Below are 18,417 nucleotides of genomic sequence, written 5' to 3'. Positions count from 1 at the left end.
GGCCCTGCGCTGCCTCAAACGCCACCTCGCCCGCAACGTCTTTCGTCGCCTACACGCCGACCACCAAACCCGCCAACCCGACCTTCACGCAGCCGCTTGACATAGGAGCAATGTGTCCCCGGTCGACACGCCGGGGCGAACGCCGTTTCTGCGCACGCTCGCGTCGCGGCAATAAGCACGTGGATCCTGGTCATGCGCTGTCGCGGGGATAGTCAGGCTGCCTGCCTCATCGATGGTCGCCTGCAACGCCCAGCAATTTCCGGGTCGGCCCAGTGCGCTGGCTTTGCCGCCGGCACCGGCTCGCCATCCTCTCTCGAGCGTGCGCAGAAACGGGTATGCGCTCGGCGTGTCGACCGGGAACACGCACGCTCGCGCGAGGGTGGGGCTCCAGTAAGCTGGCAAATCGTGCGAAAGCGGCGACTGGGAGTGATGGGCGGGACATTCGATCCCATCCACAACGGTCACCTGGTCGCCGCCAGCGAAGTCGCCGACCGGTTCAACCTCGACGAAGTGGTGTTCGTGCCGACCGGCCAGCCCTGGCAGAAGGGTCGACAGGTCAGCGCCGGCGAAGACCGCTACCTGATGACGGTCATCGCTACCGCGGCCAACCCACGCTTCTCGGTAAGCCGCGTCGACATCGACCGCGGGGGGCTGACCTACACCAAGGACACCCTGCGGGATCTGCACACGCTCAATCCTGATTCCGACCTGTTTTTCATCACCGGGGCCGACGCGCTGGCCTCAATCCTGTCCTGGCAGGACTTGGAGGAACTGTTCGCGATGGCGCGGTTCGTCGGAGTCAGCCGACCCGGTTACGAGCTGGGCCGCGAGCACCTCGCCGATGTCCTTGACGGGCTGCCCGACGACGCGCTGACCCTGGTCGAGATCCCGGCACTGGCCATCTCGTCCACCGATTGCCGTCGGCGCGCCCAGGAGTCCCGGCCGCTGTGGTACCTGATGCCCGACGGTGTGGTGCAGTACATCTCCAAACGCGAGCTCTATCGCAAACCCCAGGACCAGCCATGACCGCCAGCCAAGAAGCCATCGACATGGCCACCGTCGCCGCCGGCGCAGCCGCCTCGAAGCTCGCCGACGACGTCGTCGTCATCGACGTGTCCGGTCAGCTGGTCATTACCGACTGCTTCGTAATCGCCTCGGCGTCCAACGAACGACAGGTCAACGCGATCGTCGACGAGGTCGAGGAGAAGATGCGACGAGCCGGCTACAAGCCAGCGCGCCGCGAAGGCACCCGCGAAGGCCGCTGGACTCTGCTGGACTACATCGACATCGTCGTGCACATCCAGCACCAGGATGAGCGTGACTTCTACTCACTGGACCGGCTGTGGCGGGACTGCCCGGTGATCACCGTGGACCTGGAGAGCACGTCGTGAACGTGCGTCGGTTGGTCATGCTGCGCCACGGGCAAACCGAGTTCAACGCCGACACCCGGATGCAGGGCCAACTCGACACCGAACTCAGTGAGCTCGGCCGCGCTCAGGCGCTCGCCGCGGCTGAGGCGTTGGGCAAACGTCAGCCGCTGCTGATCGTGTCGTCGGATCTGCGGCGCGCCTACGACACGGCGACGGCACTGGGGCAGCAGACCGGCCTGCCGTTGCGCGCCGACAATCGATTGCGGGAGACGCACCTCGGCGACTGGCAGGGCATGACCCACGCCCAGATCGACGAGATCGCTCCGGGCGCCAGGTTGGCGTGGCGCGAAGACGCGTCCTGGGCGCCGCACGGCGGGGAAAGCAGGGTCGACGTCGCCGCGCGCAGCATGCCGCTAGTGGCCGAATTGGTCTCCGGTGAACCGGAATGGGGCGTCGACGATCGGCCGGTGGTCCTGGTTACCCACGGCGGGTTGATCGCCGCCCTGACGGCAGCATTGCTGGGGCTGCCGGTTGCCAACTGGCCGGCGCTGGGCGGGATGGGCAACGCCAGCTGGACGCAACTGTCCGGCCACTCCAGCGACGACGCCATCAGCTGGCGCCTTGATGTGTGGAACGCTTCGGCACAGGTCGCAGGCGATGTCCTCTGAGCCGGGCCCGGTATTGCTGGTCTTCGCCGATTCGCTGGCCTATTACGGGCCGACCGGCGGTCTGCCCGCCGACGACCCCCGCATCTGGCCTAATATCGTTGCAGCGCAACTCGGTTGGGACATCGAACTGATCGGTCGCATCGGCTGGACTTGTCGCGACGTCTGGTGGGCGGCCACCCAGGACCCGCGAGCCTGGGCCGCGCTGCCCCGGGCCGGCGCGGTCGTCTTCGCCACCGGCGGGATGGACTCGCTGCCGTCGCCGCTGCCGACCGCGCTGCGCGAGCTCATCCGCTATGTCCGCCCGCCGTGGCTGCGGCGCTGGGTTCGCGACGGATACGGTTGGCTGCAGCCGCGGCTATCGCCGATGGCACGGGCCGCGCTGCCACCGCACCTCAGCGTCGAATATCTCGAACTGACCCGCGGCGCAATTGATTTCAACCGCCCCGGTATCCCGATCGTGGCTTCACTGCCGTCGGTCCACATCGCCGAGACGTACGGCAAGGCCCACCACGGCCGAGCGGGTACCGCGGCTGCGATCACCGAATGGGCCCAGCAGCACCACATCCCGCTCGTCGACTTGAAAACCGCCGTGGCCGAACACATCATGAGTGGGCGCGGCAACCCGGACGGCATTCACTGGAATTTCGAGTCTCACCAGGCAGTGGCCGAGCTGATGCTCAAAGCGTTGGCCGAGGCCGGTATTTCAGGCGCGGCGCCGATGCAGGGGGGGCCCCGCGAAGCTGGGGACGCGGCGCCGACGCAGGGCGCGGAGCGCAATCATACCGAGAAGCCGCGCTGAGTCCATGGCGGTGGTAGTGGTTACCGATTCGTCGGCGCGGCTTCCCGACGACGTCCGCCAAAAGTGGGCGATCCGGCAAGTGCCGCTGCACATTCTGTTCGACGACGCCGATTTGCGCGACGGCGTGGACGAGGTACCCGACGACATTCACCTGCACGGCGGGGCAACCACAGCGGCAGCCACGCCGACCGAATTGTCTGATGCATACCGGCAAGCCCTTGCTGACAGCGGTGGCGACGGCGTGGTAGCGGTACATCTTTCGGCGGCGCTGTCTGGAACCGTCGGCGCCGCCGAATCCACCGCCGCCGACCTCGGTGACGGTGTGCGGGTTGTCGATTCGAGGTCCACCGCGATGAACACCGGGTTCGTCGCGCTGGCCGCGGCCCGAACCGCCGCCGACGGCGGCGATTTGGACGCGGTTGCGCGGGCTGCTGCGGCGGCGGTGCGCCGCAATCACGGATTCATCGTCGTGCACCGATTGGACAACCTGCGTCGCAGCGGACGCATCGGCGGCGCTGCCGCCTGGTTGGGCACCGCGCTGTCACTTAAGCCGCTGTTGCGCATCGACGAGGGCAAACTGGTTCTGGCGCAACGGGTTCGCACCGCGAGCAAGGCGGTGGCGACCATGATCGACCGGGTCTGCGCGGTCGTCGGGGAGCACTCCGCGGCCATCGCCGTGCACCATGTCGCCAACCCCGACGGCGCCGCCGAGGTGGCCGCGGCGCTGGCCGAGCGGCTGCCGTCCTGCGAACCGGCGATCGTGACCGACCTGGGGCCGGTATTGGCGCTGCACGTCGGCGCCGGCGCGCTGGCGGTGTGCGTCGAGGTCGGCGAATAGGGTTCGCGAGCGTAACGTCACCGCGACTTTCGTTGCCGATTCTCGCAATGGCGTTACGCTGGCGGGCCGTGCGCCGGCACGGCCAGCGGCGCGGTATCGTCGCTGAGCCGGTCCGGGGGAGGCCGTCGCCGCGCGTTGTCGCCGCGGGGATGGACGATCTGCGGCCACCAGAACCAGCGTCCGAGCAGGACGGCGACCGACGGCATGAAGAGCGCGCGCACCACCAGGGTGTCCATCAATAGGCCGATGCAGACGGTGGAGCCGAACTGGCCGAGCACCCGCAATTCACTGCCCAGCATCGCTGCCATCGTGAACGCGAACACCAGGCCCGCGGCGGTCACCACGCCGCCGCTGCCGCCCATCGCCCGGATATACCCAGTCTTGAGTCCGGCGTGGATCTCTTCTTTGAACCGGGACACCAGTAGCAGGTTGTAGTCGGATCCGACGGCCAGCAGGATGATGATGGACAGCACCATCACGATCCAGTGGATATGGATGCCGAAGAGGTCCTGCCAGATGAGCACCGACAGTCCGAAGGCCGCCGCGATCGAGCTTCCCGCGGTGCCCACGATCACCAGCGCAGCGACCAGGCTTCGAGTGATCAGCAACATGATCATGAAGATCAGCGTGAGCGCCGACACCACCGCGATCATCAGGTCGTATTTCGCGCCGTCGTGCATGTCCTTGAACGTCGCGGCGGTACCGCCGAGGTAGACCTTGGCCTCCGACAGCGAGGACTGCTTCAGCGCTTCTTGCGCGGCAGTGCGTACCGGGGCGACCCGTTCGATTCCCTCCGGGCTCATCGGATCACCCTGATGCGTGATGAAGAAGCGGGCGGATTTGCCGTCCGGCGACAGGAACTGCCTGAGCCCGACTTGGAAGTCCGGGTTGTCGAACGCCTCTGGGGGCAGGTAGAAGAGGTCGTCGTTCCGGGAGTCGTCGAAGCTTTGTCCCATGACGATGCCGGTGTCGCTCAACGCCTCCAGCTGGTTGATCATCGCAGTGAAGGTGCTGTGCAAGGTCAGCGTCAGCGACCGGGTGGTTTTCAGCGATTCGATCTGCGGCGGCAGCACCGTGAGCAGTTCGCGCGTCACGGCGTCGAGGTCATCGAAGTCGCTAGCGAGGGTGTGGAACTTTTCATCGAGTTCGTCGATGCCGTCCAGCGAGTCCCATATCGACTTCAGGGAGAAGCAGATCGGGATGTCGTAGCAGTGTTTCTCCCAGTAGAAGTAGCTGCGGATGGGCCGCCACATGTCCTCGAAATTGGCGAAGTTGTCCCGCAATTCATCGGTGATCTCCGTCAGTTCATGGGTGTCGATGTTCGTGCGGTGCGTCGCCGCGCTGAGTCGTGTCTGGATCTCTAGCGTCTTCTGCAGATAGTCGATGGTGATTCCGAGCTGATCCGATATCTTCAGGACGTCGTTGAGGCGATCTTTGAGGTAGTCCATGTTCTGCATGAGCGTCTGGCCCTGCACGCTGTTCTGAAATGCGATGGAGCTGTGCTGAATCGGAATACCCAACGGTCTGGTGATGTCTTGGATCATCGCGATGCCGACGGTGCGGATGACGTTCCTGGCTACCTTGTCCAACACCAGCATGTCGGCCGTATTGCGCATATCGTGATCGGCTTCGACCATCAACATGTCGGGGTTCATCCGGGCCTGCGAGAAGTGCCGGTCCGCGGCCGCATACCCGAGGTTGGCCGGGGCCGATGCCGGCAGATAGTGGCGGTCGTTGTAACTCGTCGAGTATCCGGGTAGCGCGACCATGCCGATGAGCACGACCACACCACTTGCGGCCAAAACCGCCGCCGGCCAACGCACGACCGCGGTGCCGACCTTCCGCCACAGCTTGCTCTTGGCAGGCCGCTTGGATTCGAAAAGACCGAACCGGCTCCCCACGAAGACAACCGCCGGTCCCAGCGTCAGACCGGCCGCCACCACCACCAGCATGCCGATCGCGACGGGCGGCCCCATCGTGGAGAACCAGGGCAGCCGAGCCAGGCTGAGGCAATACGTTGCTCCGGCGATGGTCAGACCCGACCCCAGCACAACCGGGGCCACCGAACGAAACGTCGTGTAGTAGGCGGCTTCTCGATCTTCGCCGGCCCGGTGCGCTTCTTGGTAGCGCCCGATGAGGAATATTCCGTAATCCGTTGCGGCCGCGATCGCCAGCATTGTGAGGATATTCGCGGCGAACGTGGTCAGCCCGAATGCGTTGGCGTTGCCCAGCACCGCAACAATTCCCCTGGCCGCGCTCAGTGCCACGAAGGTCATGAACAGCTGGACCAGGGTGGTGACGAATGACCGGTAGACCAGCAACAGCATGAGCGCGATCGCGCCCAGGGTGAACAGCGTGATCTTCGCCAGGCTCTTGTTCCCGATGATGTGCATGTCGTCACTGAGTGCCGCCGGGCCGGTGACGTAGCCCTTCACCCCTGGTGGCGCGGGTGTTTTGTCCACCACCTCACGCACGGCGTTGACGGAGTCGTTGGCCTCCGTAGTGCCCTGGTTGCCGGCGATGTTGATCATCACGTAGGCGCTCTTGGCGTCGGCGGCCTGCACACCCGCTGCCGTTAGACGGTCGCTCCAGAAGTCCTGGATGTGCTGGACATGCTCATGGTCCTGCGACAGTTGCCGCATGATGTCTTCGTAGTAGCGGTGCGCGGCGTCGCCGAGTTTGTCCTGGCCTTCCAGGACGACCATGATCGTGCTGTTGGAATCGAATTCCTTGAAGTTGTGGCCCAGCCGCATCATCGAGACCATCGACGGCGCATCCATCGGGGCCATCGGTGCCGAGTGTTCCTCGCCCACCACTTCCAGTTGGGGTACGGCGACATTGACGACGACGGTCAGCGCCACCCAGCCCAGGATGATCGGCACCGCGAACAGGCGGATGACGTGCGGAATGACCGGTCGACGGGGACGCTTGTCAGTTGTTTCGGTCATGCGGACTTCACCAGGCAGAACGTCTGGGCATTAACGCCGTGGACCGTTTTCTCCTCCCGCACCACACCGTCAACGGTGATCCGGCAGCCGATTCGATCGCCGTCGCCCTGCGCCACAATGTTGGCGCTGACCGAGGGCAGCGTCGTAGTGACCGTGTACGACCACGGCACCGGTGCGCCATTGATTTGGTGGGTGTTTGCCTCGGCGTCCCAGTAGTTGATGTTGGCGGTGGTCCCGGCGGGGCCGAAGACCTCGTACTTGACGTCCTTCGGATTGAACTGCACGATCTCGATCCCGCCGCCCGCACCCGCGTTGAGGTCCTCGGAGCCGAAGATGCGGTGCAGCCGCAACACGATGAGCCCCGAGACGGTGAGTACGACCACCAGGACAAGGGGTATCCACGCGCGTTTGGCCATGTTGGCGATTGGAATCGCTCTCACCGAGTCTCCTCCCGCTCACCGATCAGCGACCGTTCGCACGAGTTCTGTCGCCACGGCGCGGCTCGCCAGCAGGCTGTCCGACTGCGCGCGCGGCGCGATCCACATGCTCTCAGATGTGCTCGGTTCCGCCGGTTCGGACCTTCGATACCGCAGAACTTTCGCACGGCTAAGAATCGTAGAGGATACGGTACGGCAGCGTTCCGTCCCCCTCGCCGCTCCGCGGCTGGGCGGCCCGGCGTCGCACGTGCGATCGCCGCTACACCGCGGCGCGACCGGTCACCGGCGGCAAATCGGCCAGCGTCACAATCCCGGGCTTGGCCGCCGCTACAGCGGGAACGGCGTTGGTAACCGGCATCGCCGTGTAGATCATCCCCAGACCCATGAACCCCGGCTCTGTCCAATCCTTCGGCGGCAGACAATGAATCACAGTGCGCATATTGGGCAGGCCGAAAACTTGAATGACATGCCCATGCTCCAGCGGTTTCGGCGGTGTGACATGCGATCCCATGATCCAGTTGAACCCGACGCTGACGACGTTCTTGTTGCCGACCCAGCCGCGGTGATACCCGTAGACGCTGCCGACCGTTCCGGCCGGAATCTTCATGAAGCCCAAATCGGTGTCCGCGGTGGCGGCGGTGAACTTGACGTCGAACGTCATCTTGTCCAGCGTGGCCCCGATCGCGTCGGCCATCATCGCGGCCGCCTCGGCGAAGACTTCGCTTTCCCGGCGCACGCTTTCGGCCAGGCCGGGGGTATCGGGATCTTGGGAGAAGCCCATCGCTGTCTGGGTGCCCGCCGATTCGTAGGTCGAGCAGTCGACCGATTCGGTGATGCGGATCTCGTCGACGCGCTCGCAGGACCCGCTGAGCACCATGCCGACCATGTTCGTCATCCCCGGGTGTGCGCCGCTGCCGAAGATCGTCGACCCGCCACGTTCACAGGCGTCGAGGATGCGTTGCCGGTCCTGCGGGGTTTGCTTGCCGCCGGTGATCCAGGCTGCGGTGGAGCACACATTCACGCCTGACTCCAGCAGGCGCACAAGTTCATCGATGTTGGGCCACAACGGGTTATAGCAACAGGCGTCAGGCTTTAACGCCAGCAGCGCGTCGACGTCGTTGGTGGCCTTGATCCCGGTTGGTTGCGGCCAGCCGGACAGTTCGGCGGCGTCGACACCGACCTTGTCCGGCCCGTGTGCATACACGCCGACCAACTCCATGTCGGGTCGGCCGATGATGGCGTGCAGCGACCGTCGACCGATGTTGCCGGTGGTCCACTGGATCACGCGCAGCGGTGCTGTCATCTCGCTCCTCGGTGTCGGCAGGTGTCAACGACGATATCCGGGTGCGATGAGCCGAGGTTTGTGGCACCGTCGAACCTCGTGAGCGACGCTGTAGCCCCCGGACTGACCCTGCGCAGCGCGACCGAAGACGACTGGCCGGCGATGGCGTTGTTGGCTGCCACCGGTTTCGGTGAATTCGGTGATCCCGGCTCGTTGACCCTGTGGCGGAGCCTGCTGGCACGCGACGGCATTGTGCTGATCTGTGACGAGGCGCTGGAGCAGGCCGTCGTCGGCATGTCGCTGTATCTCGATCTGCGGTTGACCGTGCCGGGGGGAGCGATGCTCCCCACTGCCGGAGTCAGCCTGGTCGTGGTTGCGCCGACCCACCGCCGACGCGGGTTGTTACGGGCGATGTACACCGAATTGCATCAGCGGATCGCTGATTCGGCGTATCCGATCGCGGCGCTGACGGCCAGCGAGGGCAGCATCTACGGACGGTTCGGCTACGGCCCGGCCACGATCAAACACGAGCTGTCGGTCGACCGCACCCTGGTCGGCTTTCACGCGGACGCCCCAGATCCCAGTGGCGTTCGGCTGGTCAGGCCGGCTGAGCACCGCGAGGAGCTCGCCGCGGTTTACGAGCGCTGGCGGCTGCAGACACCTGGCGGCCTGGCGCGCCCGCAACCGCTATGGGACGAGCTGCTGGCCGACCGAGAGGCTGCCCGCCGTGGCGGAACCCCGTGGTTCGGGCTGCTGCACCCCGACGGGTATGCCCTATACCGGGTGCACGACCACGATCAGCGAGTGGCACGGGTAGCTGAGCTGAGGGCCGTGACCAATGACGCGCACGCCGCCTTGTGGCGGGCACTGCTCGGCCTGGACCTGATGAAGTCCGTCGCCACCGCCACCCACCCGGATGACCCGTTGCCCTACCTGCTGACCGACACCCGGCTCGCCCGCACCACCGGGCGTCAGGACGACTTGTGGTTGCGGATCATGGACATTCCGACCGCGCTGGAAGCCCGTAGCTACCAGAGCGAGCTCGCCGCGGTGGTTGAGGTCTTCGACGGGTTCCGCTGCGACGGTGGGCGATTCGCGTTGGACATCCGCGACGGCCGGGCGCGCTGCCGGGCCAGCGACGCGCCGGCCGACATCGAGATGGATCTCGACGTGCTCGGCGGCCTTTACCTGGGGGTGCATCGCGCGCCGGCGTTCGCGGCAGCCAACCGATTGCGCGGCAACGACCCTGAGCTGATCCGGCGCCTCGACGCGGCCTTTGTCAGCGACGTCCCCGCCCAGTTGGGCTTCAGCTTCTGAACTTGCGAGGGTGCGTGTTTGTACGCCGACACGCCGCTGCGACCGGCAATCTGCGCACGCTCGCGCCCAGAACCCTCAGTCGGCGATGTTGAAGGCGGCGACGACCTTGGTGGGCCGCACCCGCACCAGCAGCTCGCCGGGAGCGGCGTTGCGGCGACCGAACTCGATCGCACGATGCGTTCCCATGTAGCGCCCGCCGATCCGGGTCGCGATGTCGAGTAGCTCTGCCGCATCCTCGGTGACACTGGCGACGCCTTGCACCTGCACGAACGAATAGGGCGGATGTGGGTCGTCCACGCAGATCACGACACGCGAATCACGTTCCAGGGCACGGCCTTTAGCAGTGTTACGGCCGGTGTTGAACACCACCTGCCCGTCCTCGACGATGAACCACACCGGAGCCACCAGCGGTCGGCCATCGGATGCGACGAATCCCAACATGCCGGTGCGGGTGCCTGCCGACAGGAATTCGAGGACTTCCGCGGAGAGTTCGGTCATACCTACAGTGTGACGACCTCGTAGTCGCCGACGTGGTCGATAAGGACGTGCAATTGGTCCTGTGCCGAGCCCAGAGTGCGGTCGATCGCAGTGAGCCGGGCCGCATAGTGGCCGACCGGATACTCGGCGGTCATGCCGATCCCGCCGTGCAACTGGATTGCTTCCTGGGCGATGTGCCGCCCTGACCGACCGATCTGCAATTTCGCCCGTGCCGCGATCAACGGGTCGAGGGTGCCGTCCGCGATCGACATCGCGGCATAGAAGTTCATGCTGCGGGCCATCTCCAGCGAAACGTACATGTCCGCGGCGCGCTGGGTCAGCGTCTGGAACGTGTTCAGGGTGACACCGAACTGCTTGCGCGTCTTGAGGTAGTCGGTGGTCAGCCGAAGTGCTTCCTCCATGGCGCCGACCGCCTCGGCGCACAACGCCGACTGGATACGGACGACTGCATTCTGGATGGCTGCTGACGCGTCGACCGCATCGCCGAGCGGCTCGCCCGCAGCCTGATCCAGGTCGATCTGGGCACCGCGGGCACCGTCGAAGGTCTGGTAGGGCCGTCGGGTGACGGTCTGAGCGTCGACGAGAAACAATCCGGTGCCGCCATCCGGCAACGCGGCGCTGACCACCAGGGTGTCGGCGCAGTCACCGGCGAGCACCGGGTTCTTGCTCCCGGTCAACACCCACGAATTTCCTTGCTGCACGGCCGTCGTCGCAGCACCGCCCCTGGGCTCGAGGTGAGCGAACGCCAGCAGCTTCTCACCGGTCGCGACGTCGTCCAGCACCTGTTTTTGGGCGTCGGTGCCCGCCTCGGTGATGATCGCGCCGGGTCCCAGCGCGGCGTGCACGACCGGTTCGGGAGCCAGCCGCCGCCCGATTTCGGTGAGTACCACCATGATCTCGATCTGGCCTGACTCGCTCGGGTCGAAACCTAGCCCCAGAATCCCGGTGTCGGCCAACTGATTCCACACGTCGCGGCTCCAGCCCAGATCGGTCCCGACAACCTTCAGCCGGCTTTCCGGGTCATAGGTTCGAGACAGCAGGTCGCGGGTGGTATCGCGGAGCAGCGTCTGCTCGTCGCTCAATTGAAAGTCCATGACTACCTCACAATCCCAGGATGGTGGACGCGATGATGGTGCGCTGCACCTCGTTGCTGCCGCCGTAGATCGACGTCTTGCGGTAGTTCAGGTAATGCGGCGCACTGCGTTGCGCCCACCCGGGCGAGGCGATGTCGTCGTCGCTGTCGAACGGCAGCGCATCGGGCCCGGCTACCTCCATCAGAAGTTCGGTCGCGGTCTGCTGCAACTGACTGCCGCGCAGTTTGAGCACCGACGACGCCGGGTTGGGCTTACCACCCGACGAGCCCGACGCCACCCGCATCTGAGTGAGTTCCAGTGTCAGCACCTCGTTTTCGGCTTCGGCGAGGCGAGCCGCGAATAGCGGATCGTCGAGCAGACCGGTCTCGGTAGCACGCTGCTTAACCTCCGCGAGGCGAACCTTGGTGCGGCCGACCTGCGCGATCCCGGTCCGCTCGTTGCCCAGCAGGAACTTCGCGTACGTCCAGCCCTGATTCTCTTCGCCGACGAGTTGATCGGCGGGCACCCGGACATCCTCGAAGAACACCTCGTTGACCTCGTGGCCGCCGTCGATCAACTTGATCGGGCGCATCGTGATGCCCGGGGTGTCCAACTCGATCAGCAGAAACGAAATCCCGGCCTGCTTCTTAGGGGCCTGCGGGTCGGTGCGCACCAGGCAGAAGATCCAGTCCGCATACTGGCCCAGGGTGGTCCAGGTCTTTTGCCCGTTGACCACGTAGCTGTCTCCGTCGCGCACCGCGGTGGTGCGCAGCGACGCCAAGTCCGAGCCGGCTTCCGGCTCGGAAAACCCTTGACACCACCAAATATCGAGGGCCGCCGTTGGTGGCAGGAAGCGCTGCTTGGTCTCTTGGGAACCGAACTCGGCAATCACCGGCCCGACCATCTTTGCGTTGAAGTTCAGCGGCTCGGGCACCGAGGCCAGCTGCATCTCGTCCAGCCAGATCTGGTGTTGAGCCGGCGTCCAGTCCTTGCCGCCCCATTCCACCGGCCAGCTAGGCACTGCCAGGCCGTGATCGTTGAGAATCTTGTGGCTGGTGGCGAGGTCATCGCGGCTGGGGGGTAATCCCAGGCGGACCCGCTCCCGGATCTCGGCGGGGATCTGGGTGGTGTAGAAAGTGCGAAGCTCGTCGCGGAATGCGGCTTCGTCCGCTGTGAGCGCCAATTGCACGGGTATCTCCATCTGTTGGGAACTCTGTCCAGCACGTTAGCGGGTTGCCTCGTGGCGCTCGGCCGCGCCCGGCTTCCCCGGGGCCGGCTCTCAGAGCGACTCCGCGAGTGCCTGCAGTGTTTGAGCCGACGTGTACTGGGGCGTCCAGCCCAGCTGGGTTTTGGCCTTGTCGGTGGCCATTACCACCGACGTGCGGGCGATGTGCAGCCATTCCGCGGCCGAGGGAACGAATGGTAAGCGGGCGATCACCGTTGACGCGGCCGTCGCCGCCGCGGCGGGCACCCGCACCGGTCGGCCGCCGAGCGCCGCGGCCACCGCGGAGACCGACAGCACCCCGTCGCCGGCGATGTTGTAGGCGCCCGGCGGAGCCGAACTGGTGGCGGCCAGCACAATCGCGGCGGCGACGTCATCGTGATGCACCAGCTGCAACGGGTTGCCCGGGTCGGGGACCGGAGGTTTGAGCAGAGGCATTCGTCGGATCGCCGCACCGGCATACGGGATGCGATTCCACGGCATGGCGTCGACCAACGCGTGCGCCTGTGGGCCCGCGACGATGCAGGGCCGCAGAACGTACACCTCCAGCGGCGATCCCGCGGTGATCTCCTCGAGCGCGGCTTCGCAGGCCGCCTTCTGCTGGGAGTAGTAGTGCTCGGGCGAGCCCCGCGGTGGGACGTCTTCGGTCAGCGGGACCGGGTTTTCGCCGTGATAGCCGTAAGCGGCCACCGACGAGCTGTACACCAGGCGGCGCGGTCTCTGGTCGGCGGCGCCGGCCACGCAGGCTTCGAAGACGTTGCGGGTGCCTTCGAGGTTCACCCGTTCACTTTCCTGGCGGGACCCCATGATGATGAACGCCAAATGCACTACCACGTCAGCCTCGGCGACCAACGCATCCACCGCGTTGCGGTCGAGGATGTCGCCTTGCAGATAGATCGTCTTGGTCCACCCCCGCGACGACGGCTCGAAGGGTCGGCGCGCCATGCCGATGATGCGGTCGACGGCCGGGTCGCGCTCCAGCGCCGTCACCGCCGAGGTGCCGATTTCGCCGGTAGGTCCGGTAACCGCGACAGTGAGTCCCACGTCAGCTCCGGTGGCGGTCGGATCGCTTGCGCCACCAGACAATCCCGACCACGCTGACACCGGCGACTGACGCCACGATGGCAAGCGGCGGCTTGACTGCGGCCTTCTTTCTGTCCAGCTTGCTCGTCAACGCGCTGACCTCATCGCCGGCCGAGCGGTTCGGCGAGCACACGGTCGGCCGCCGCTTTGATCGAGTCGGGCAAAAACCGGTTCGCGACGCCCATGATCTTAGTGGTCATCGATTCGGCGACCACCTTGCGCTCACCGCGCATCAGCGCGTCGAAACCTTGCTTGGCCACCTCGGCCGGATCGTCTTTGGGCATGCGACCCATCCGGGTGTTCTCCAACCCGGCACGGCGGAAGAAGTTGGTGTCGGTGGGGCCGGGCAACAGCGAGGTGACCGACACACCGGTGTTGCGCAGCTCATCGTGGAGCGCCTCGGCGAACGACAGGATGAACGACTTCGACGCGTTGTAGACCGCCTGGTAGGAACCCGGCATCATCGCCGCAATCGACGAGGTGAACAACAGCTTCCCGGCGCCGCGGGGCACCATGTCGGCCAGGATCAATTTGCTCAGGTGCACGGTTGACCGGACGTTCAAATCGACCAGCGCCAGGTTGCCGGTCAGGTCGCTGTTGAGGAAGCTTTCGCCCCGCCCCACGCCGGCATTGAGCGCGGCGGCATCCAATTGCCGCCCGTCACACCGCTGATACAGCTCCTCGACGCCGTCGGGTGTGCGCAGATCGACCTGCACCGCCCGGACATCGGTGCCGGCTCCCGACAGCGTGGCAGCCGCTGTGTGCAGACCGTCGTCTTCGGCGGCGACCACGAGGTCATAACCGTGCTCGGCGAACTGCTTGGCGATCTCGAGGCCGATTCCACTCGACGCGCCGGTGATCAGAGCCAAACCCATAGTCGCCCGGCTACCCGCATGCTCGATCGCCAAACCTTCCGGCGACGGTTGTACACAGTTTCGGCTTACTCCACAGCGGCTCTCCGGCACCGGTGCGACGGCGCCGCGGCGACGGTCGGCGCACCTACCGTCGGCGCATGCGAACAGAACCGCCTGCCGAGCGGCTGCAGCGGCGACTCGGTGCCCGACCCGACACCGATGTCGACGCGGCCGAGGGCGACGACGACCCCAATTCCTTGCTGCCGCGCTGGCTTCCGGACAGCACGGCACACAACGCCGGTGTGTTGGCCCGGGTCCGCGCCGATCCCGGACGTGCCGGCGCCATCGCCCTGGCAGTGGTGGCCGCGATCGCGGTACTGGTCACCGTATTCACGTTGGTGCGCGACCAGCCGGCGCCGGTGGTGTCGGCCAAGCTGCCACCGGTGGAGATGGTGTCGAGCCGCAGCCCGAGCGCCACCGCGTCGGCGGGGCCGGCCCAACCGGTGATCGTCAGCGTGGTCGGGCTCGTGCACACGCCCGGTCTGGTCACCTTGGCGCCCGGCGCACGGATCGCGGACGCGCTGAAGGCGGCGGGCGGCGCGATGGACGGCGCGGACACCATCGGGCTGAACATGGCGCGACAGGTCGGCGACGGTGAGCAGATCGTCGTCGGCATCGCCCCGCCACGGGGCCAGCCGACCGCGTTGGGCAGCTCGGTCAATTCCGGTTCGGCGGCCCCGGCAACGCCCGTCGCACCGGGTAAGCCATCCGGAACGACACCGGCCAAGCCCACGGACGTGATCGATCTGAACACCGCGACAGTCCAACAACTCGACACCCTGCCAGGCATCGGACCGGTGACCGCCGCGGCGATCGTGGCCTGGCGTGAGGCCAACGGCAAGTTCAGCAGCGTCGACCAACTCGCCGAGGTCGACGGTATCGGGCCCGCGCGGCTGGACAAGCTGCGCGCGCTGGTCCGTGTCTAGCGCCCTGTCGCATCCGTTGGTCGCCGATGTGCCGGCCGCGCGGCTGGACGTGCGTCTGGTGCCCGCTGCACTGGCCGGGTGGCTGGTCACCGCCATCGGGATCGTCTGGCCGATCGGCAATGTCCTTGCCGCACTATGCATTGTCGCGGCCGCCGCCGGGGCGCTGCTGCTGCGCAGGGTGGGCCTGCGGACCATCGGCGTCAGCCTGGCCGCGGTGGGGGTCGTCGGTGCGGGCTTCGGGTTCGCGGTCGCGTTACGCGCCGAGGCAGCCGCGCGCCACCCGATCACGACGGCGTTCGGAACGGCCGCGAAAGTGACGGTCACACCCAGCGAAAGCGCGCTGCCGGTGGGCCGCGGCCGGCTGATGTTCCGCGCCACGCTGCAACGCGTCGGGCCCGACGAGATATCCGGGCGGGTAGTCGTTTTCGCGCCCGCACATGCGTTTGGGGACGTGATGGTGGGCCAGCCGGCGCAGTTTCGGGCGCGGATCACCCGTCCCACCCGTCATGACCTGACGGTGGCGGTGCTCAACGCGATCGGCGAACCGACCATGGGGCGTGCCGCGCCGGTGTACCGGGCTGCGCATGCCGTGCGCGCTCAGTTTGCCGGCACAGCGCGTCGAGTCTTGCCGGCCGACCAGGCGGCGATGTTGCCCGCACTGGTGCTCGGCGACACCTCGCAGATCACTGCGGTCACCAGCCGAGAGTTCCGGGTGGCCGGGTTGACGCATCTCATGGCGGTGTCCGGGGCGAATGTGACGATCGTGTGCGGCGCGGTGCTGTTCTCGGCACGGCTGGTCGGGCCGCGGGCAGCGGTGGTGTTTGCAGCGTGCGCGCTGGTGGTGTTCGTCGTGGTGGTGCAGCCCACGGCCAGCGTGTTGCGAGCCGCGGTGATGGGCGCCATCGCGCTGGCGGGGGTGTTGTCGGCCCGGCGGCGCCAGGCGATCCCGGCGCTGTCGGCCACCGTGCTGGTGTTGATGGTCGCCGCTCCGCAGCTCGCGGTCGACGTTGGTTTCGCGCTGTCGGTGGTCGCCACGGCGGCGCTGGTGGTCATTGCGCCGGTCTGGTCACGGCGGCTGGTATCGGCCGGGTGGCCGAAACCGCTGGCCGACGCGATCTGTGTGGCATGCGCGGCGCAGCTGGTGACCGCGCCACTGGTCGCCGGGATCTCCGGCCAGGTCAGCCTGGTGTCTGCGATCGCCAATCTCGCGGTGGCGGCGCTGATCGCACCGATCACCGTGATGGGCAGCGCCGCGGCCGCGCTGGGCTTGTTCTGGCCGGCCGGCGCACAGCTGCTGATCCGGTTCACCGGCCCAGAGTTGTGGTGGGTATTGCATATCGCGCGCTGGGCGGCCGCGGTGCCGGCCGCCAGTGTGCCGGTCCCGTCCGGGGTCCGGGGTGTCGTGTTCGTCGGCGCCGTCGCGGTGCTGGCCGTGGTGCTGTGGCGCTGGCGATGGTTTCGGGTGGCGGCCGCGGTCGGTGCCGTGGGCCTGCTGGCGTGGTCGCTGTCGGGCGTGGTGCCGACGAGGTTGCTGTCGGCCGGACGTGACACGATCGAGTGGTGAGCCAGGCGTTGCACCTCGTACTGGGTGACGAGGAACTGCTGGTCGAGCGCGCCGTCGGCGAGGTGCTGCGCGCCGCGCGGCAGCGGGCCGGCACCGACGACGTGCCAGTGAACCGGCTGCGGGCCGGCGAAGTCGACACTTACGAGCTTGCCGAACTGCTGAGCCCGTCGCTGTTCGCCGACGAGCGGGTCGTGGTCCTCGAAGCTGCCGCTGAGGCGGGCAAGGACGCCGCTGAATTGATTGCCGCCGCCGCAGGGGACATTCCGCCGGGCACGGTGCTCGTCGTCGTGCACTCCGGTGGCGGGCGGGCGAAGGCGTTGGCCACTCAGCTGCAGGCGTTGGGCGCTCAGGTGCACCCGTGCGCGCGGATCACCAAGGCTGGTGAGCGCGCGGATTTTGTCCGCAACGAATTTCGCTCGCTGCGGGCCAAAGTCGACCAGGACACGGTGACCGCGCTGCTTGACGCCGTCGGATCTGATGTACGTGAACTTGCCTCGGCCTGTTCACAATTGGTGGCCGATACCGCGGGCCGCGTCGATGCCGCCGCGGTGCGTCGCTATCACAGCGGCAAAGCCGAGGTGAAAGGCTTCGACATCGCCGACAAGGCGGTGATCGGCGACGTCGAAGGTGCCGTTGAGGCCCTGCGGTGGGCGATGATGCGCGGGGAGCCGCACGTGGTGCTGGCCGATGCGTTGGCTGAGGCCGTGCACAGCATCGGGCGGGTGGGGTCTCAGTCCGGTGATCCCTACCGGCTGGCCGGCGAGCTCGGGATGCCGCCCTGGCGAGTGCAGAAGGCGCAGAAACAGGCTCGGCGTTGGTCACGCGACATGGTGGCGACGGCGATGAGACTGGTTGCCGCCCTGAACGCCGATGTCAAGGGGGCGGCTGCCGACGCGGACTACGCGCTGGAAGCCGCGGTGCGGAAGGTTGCCGAATTAGCCGCCGGTGACGATGCGGGCGGTTCCGCCCGGGTGGGTCGGTTACGAGGACGAGCCGGATAGTGGTGCCGCGTTAGCGACCGGTAGCTCAGAGCTTGTTGAAGGCGCGGGCCAGCGCTGACTTCTTGTTGGCGGCCTGGTTCTTGTGGATGACGCCCTTGCTGGCCGCCTTGTCCAGCTTGCGGTTGGTGGCCACCAGCAGTTCGGCAGCCTTGTCCTTCTCGCCGGCCTCGGTGGCCTCGCGAAACGCGCGGACAGCCGTGCGAAGCGACGACTTCACCGATTTGTTGCGCAGCCGGCGGCGCTCATTGGTGCGGTTGCGCTTCTGCTGCGACTTGATGTTGGCCACGCGTTAGTTCCTTCGTCGATCTCGATGGGGGTTCAGGCTCCAGGTGCCGGGCAGCTGGGCAGCGAATGACCAGGTTATCAGCCGATGGGCCGCTCTCCCAAAGTCGAGCCCAGCACTCGGCGACCACGCTACTGGCCCGACGGCTCACTCACGACGATCTCGCTGCTACTCCCGGCTAGATCATCAGCGCT

The 18,417-nt window shown here is 66.7% G+C and carries 18 protein-coding genes; 9 read left to right on the top strand and 9 right to left on the bottom strand.

Annotation, left to right across the window (positions count from 1 at the left end):
• Positions 1-429 precede the first annotated feature (429 nt).
• Genes nadD through A5707_RS16720 form a run of 5 tightly spaced genes read left to right on the top strand, consistent with a single transcriptional unit; the run spans position 430 to position 3,675 of the window.
• Entirely contained in the window at positions 430-1,026 is a 597-nt protein-coding gene (gene nadD, locus A5707_RS16740) for a nicotinate-nucleotide adenylyltransferase (protein WP_065015580.1), read from the top strand.
• Positions 1,023-1,391 (top strand): ribosome silencing factor, encoded by a 369-nt coding sequence (gene rsfS / locus A5707_RS16735; RefSeq protein ID WP_065015579.1) that lies wholly within the window; start codon positions 1,023-1,025, stop codon positions 1,389-1,391. The genes nadD and rsfS overlap by 4 nt, the downstream gene beginning before the upstream one ends.
• Positions 1,388-2,038 carry a glucosyl-3-phosphoglycerate phosphatase gene (gpgP, locus tag A5707_RS16730; protein WP_065015578.1) on the top strand — a complete coding sequence of 217 codons (651 nt, stop codon included), beginning with the start codon at positions 1,388-1,390 and terminating at the stop codon, positions 2,036-2,038. Before rsfS ends, gpgP begins: the two co-directional genes overlap by 4 nt.
• Positions 2,028-2,837 (top strand): diglucosylglycerate octanoyltransferase, encoded by an 810-nt coding sequence (octT, locus tag A5707_RS16725; RefSeq protein WP_065015577.1) that lies wholly within the window; start codon positions 2,028-2,030, stop codon positions 2,835-2,837. The genes gpgP and octT overlap by 11 nt, the downstream gene beginning before the upstream one ends.
• 4 nt (positions 2,838-2,841) lie before the next feature.
• A complete protein-coding gene (locus tag A5707_RS16720; RefSeq protein ID WP_065015576.1) occupies positions 2,842-3,675 on the top strand; it encodes a DegV family protein in 834 nt (277 codons plus the stop codon).
• Positions 3,676-3,728: 53 nt separating this feature from the next.
• Here the strand turns inward: A5707_RS16720 and A5707_RS16715 are convergent, their stop codons facing one another.
• From A5707_RS16715 to A5707_RS16705, 3 genes are all read right to left on the bottom strand, one after another.
• Positions 3,729-6,623: an RND family transporter gene (locus A5707_RS16715; RefSeq protein WP_065015575.1), complete on the bottom strand. Its 2,895-nt coding sequence runs from the start codon at positions 6,621-6,623 to the stop codon at positions 3,729-3,731.
• Complete coding sequence (locus A5707_RS16710; protein ID WP_065015574.1) at positions 6,620-7,039, bottom strand: MmpS family transport accessory protein; 420 nt, start codon at positions 7,037-7,039, stop codon at positions 6,620-6,622. The genes A5707_RS16715 and A5707_RS16710 overlap by 4 nt, the downstream gene beginning before the upstream one ends.
• A 280-nt stretch (positions 7,040-7,319) precedes the next feature.
• Positions 7,320-8,363 (bottom strand): dihydrodipicolinate reductase, encoded by a 1,044-nt coding sequence (locus tag A5707_RS16705; RefSeq protein WP_065015573.1) that lies wholly within the window; start codon positions 8,361-8,363, stop codon positions 7,320-7,322.
• Between the two features lie 78 nt (positions 8,364-8,441).
• On the opposite strand from A5707_RS16705, the gene A5707_RS16700 reads away from it, so the two are divergent.
• Positions 8,442-9,659, top strand: coding sequence for an enhanced intracellular survival protein Eis (locus A5707_RS16700; RefSeq protein ID WP_269455155.1), 1,218 nt, complete (start codon positions 8,442-8,444; stop codon positions 9,657-9,659).
• Between the two features lie 75 nt (positions 9,660-9,734).
• Here A5707_RS16700 and A5707_RS16695 read toward each other — a convergent pair whose 3' ends face one another.
• The 5 genes from A5707_RS16695 to A5707_RS16675 form a co-directional block, all read right to left on the bottom strand.
• Complete coding sequence (locus tag A5707_RS16695) at positions 9,735-10,157, bottom strand: PPOX class F420-dependent oxidoreductase (protein ID WP_065015572.1); 423 nt, start codon at positions 10,155-10,157, stop codon at positions 9,735-9,737.
• A 2-nt stretch (positions 10,158-10,159) separates the two neighbouring features.
• Complete coding sequence (locus A5707_RS16690; RefSeq protein ID WP_065015571.1) at positions 10,160-11,251, bottom strand: acyl-CoA dehydrogenase family protein; 1,092 nt, start codon at positions 11,249-11,251, stop codon at positions 10,160-10,162.
• Between the two features lie 7 nt (positions 11,252-11,258).
• Entirely contained in the window at positions 11,259-12,419 is a 1,161-nt protein-coding gene (locus tag A5707_RS16685) for an acyl-CoA dehydrogenase family protein (RefSeq protein WP_065015587.1), read from the bottom strand.
• 90 nt (positions 12,420-12,509) lie between these two features.
• Positions 12,510-13,496 carry an NAD-dependent epimerase/dehydratase family protein gene (locus tag A5707_RS16680; protein WP_065015570.1) on the bottom strand — a complete coding sequence of 329 codons (987 nt, stop codon included), beginning with the start codon at positions 13,494-13,496 and terminating at the stop codon, positions 12,510-12,512.
• A 140-nt stretch (positions 13,497-13,636) separates the two neighbouring features.
• Positions 13,637-14,410, bottom strand: a complete 774-nt coding sequence (locus A5707_RS16675) for an SDR family NAD(P)-dependent oxidoreductase (protein ID WP_065015569.1) — start codon at positions 14,408-14,410, stop codon at positions 13,637-13,639.
• Between the two features lie 137 nt (positions 14,411-14,547).
• On the opposite strand from A5707_RS16675, the gene A5707_RS16670 reads away from it, so the two are divergent.
• Genes A5707_RS16670 through holA form a run of 3 tightly spaced genes read left to right on the top strand, consistent with a single transcriptional unit; the run spans position 14,548 to position 17,940 of the window.
• Positions 14,548-15,375 carry a ComEA family DNA-binding protein gene (locus tag A5707_RS16670; RefSeq protein ID WP_065015586.1) on the top strand — a complete coding sequence of 276 codons (828 nt, stop codon included), beginning with the start codon at positions 14,548-14,550 and terminating at the stop codon, positions 15,373-15,375.
• Positions 15,376-15,424: 49 nt separating this feature from the next.
• Entirely contained in the window at positions 15,425-16,939 is a 1,515-nt protein-coding gene (locus A5707_RS16665; RefSeq protein ID WP_065015585.1) for a ComEC/Rec2 family competence protein, read from the top strand.
• Positions 16,940-16,947: 8 nt separating this feature from the next.
• Positions 16,948-17,940 (top strand): DNA polymerase III subunit delta, encoded by a 993-nt coding sequence (holA, locus tag A5707_RS16660; protein ID WP_156658058.1) that lies wholly within the window; start codon positions 16,948-16,950, stop codon positions 17,938-17,940.
• Positions 17,941-17,965: 25 nt separating this feature from the next.
• Here holA and rpsT read toward each other — a convergent pair whose 3' ends face one another.
• Positions 17,966-18,226 carry a 30S ribosomal protein S20 gene (gene rpsT, locus A5707_RS16655; RefSeq protein ID WP_065015568.1) on the bottom strand — a complete coding sequence of 87 codons (261 nt, stop codon included), beginning with the start codon at positions 18,224-18,226 and terminating at the stop codon, positions 17,966-17,968.
• Between the last annotated feature and the right edge of the window lie 191 nt (positions 18,227-18,417).

This window comes from Mycobacterium kyorinense, assembly GCF_001672775.1.
Taxonomy (GTDB): domain Bacteria; phylum Actinomycetota; class Actinomycetes; order Mycobacteriales; family Mycobacteriaceae; genus Mycobacterium; species Mycobacterium kyorinense_A.
Note: the sequence above shows the minus strand (reverse complement) of the source record. Positions and strands in the feature narration are given on the sequence as shown.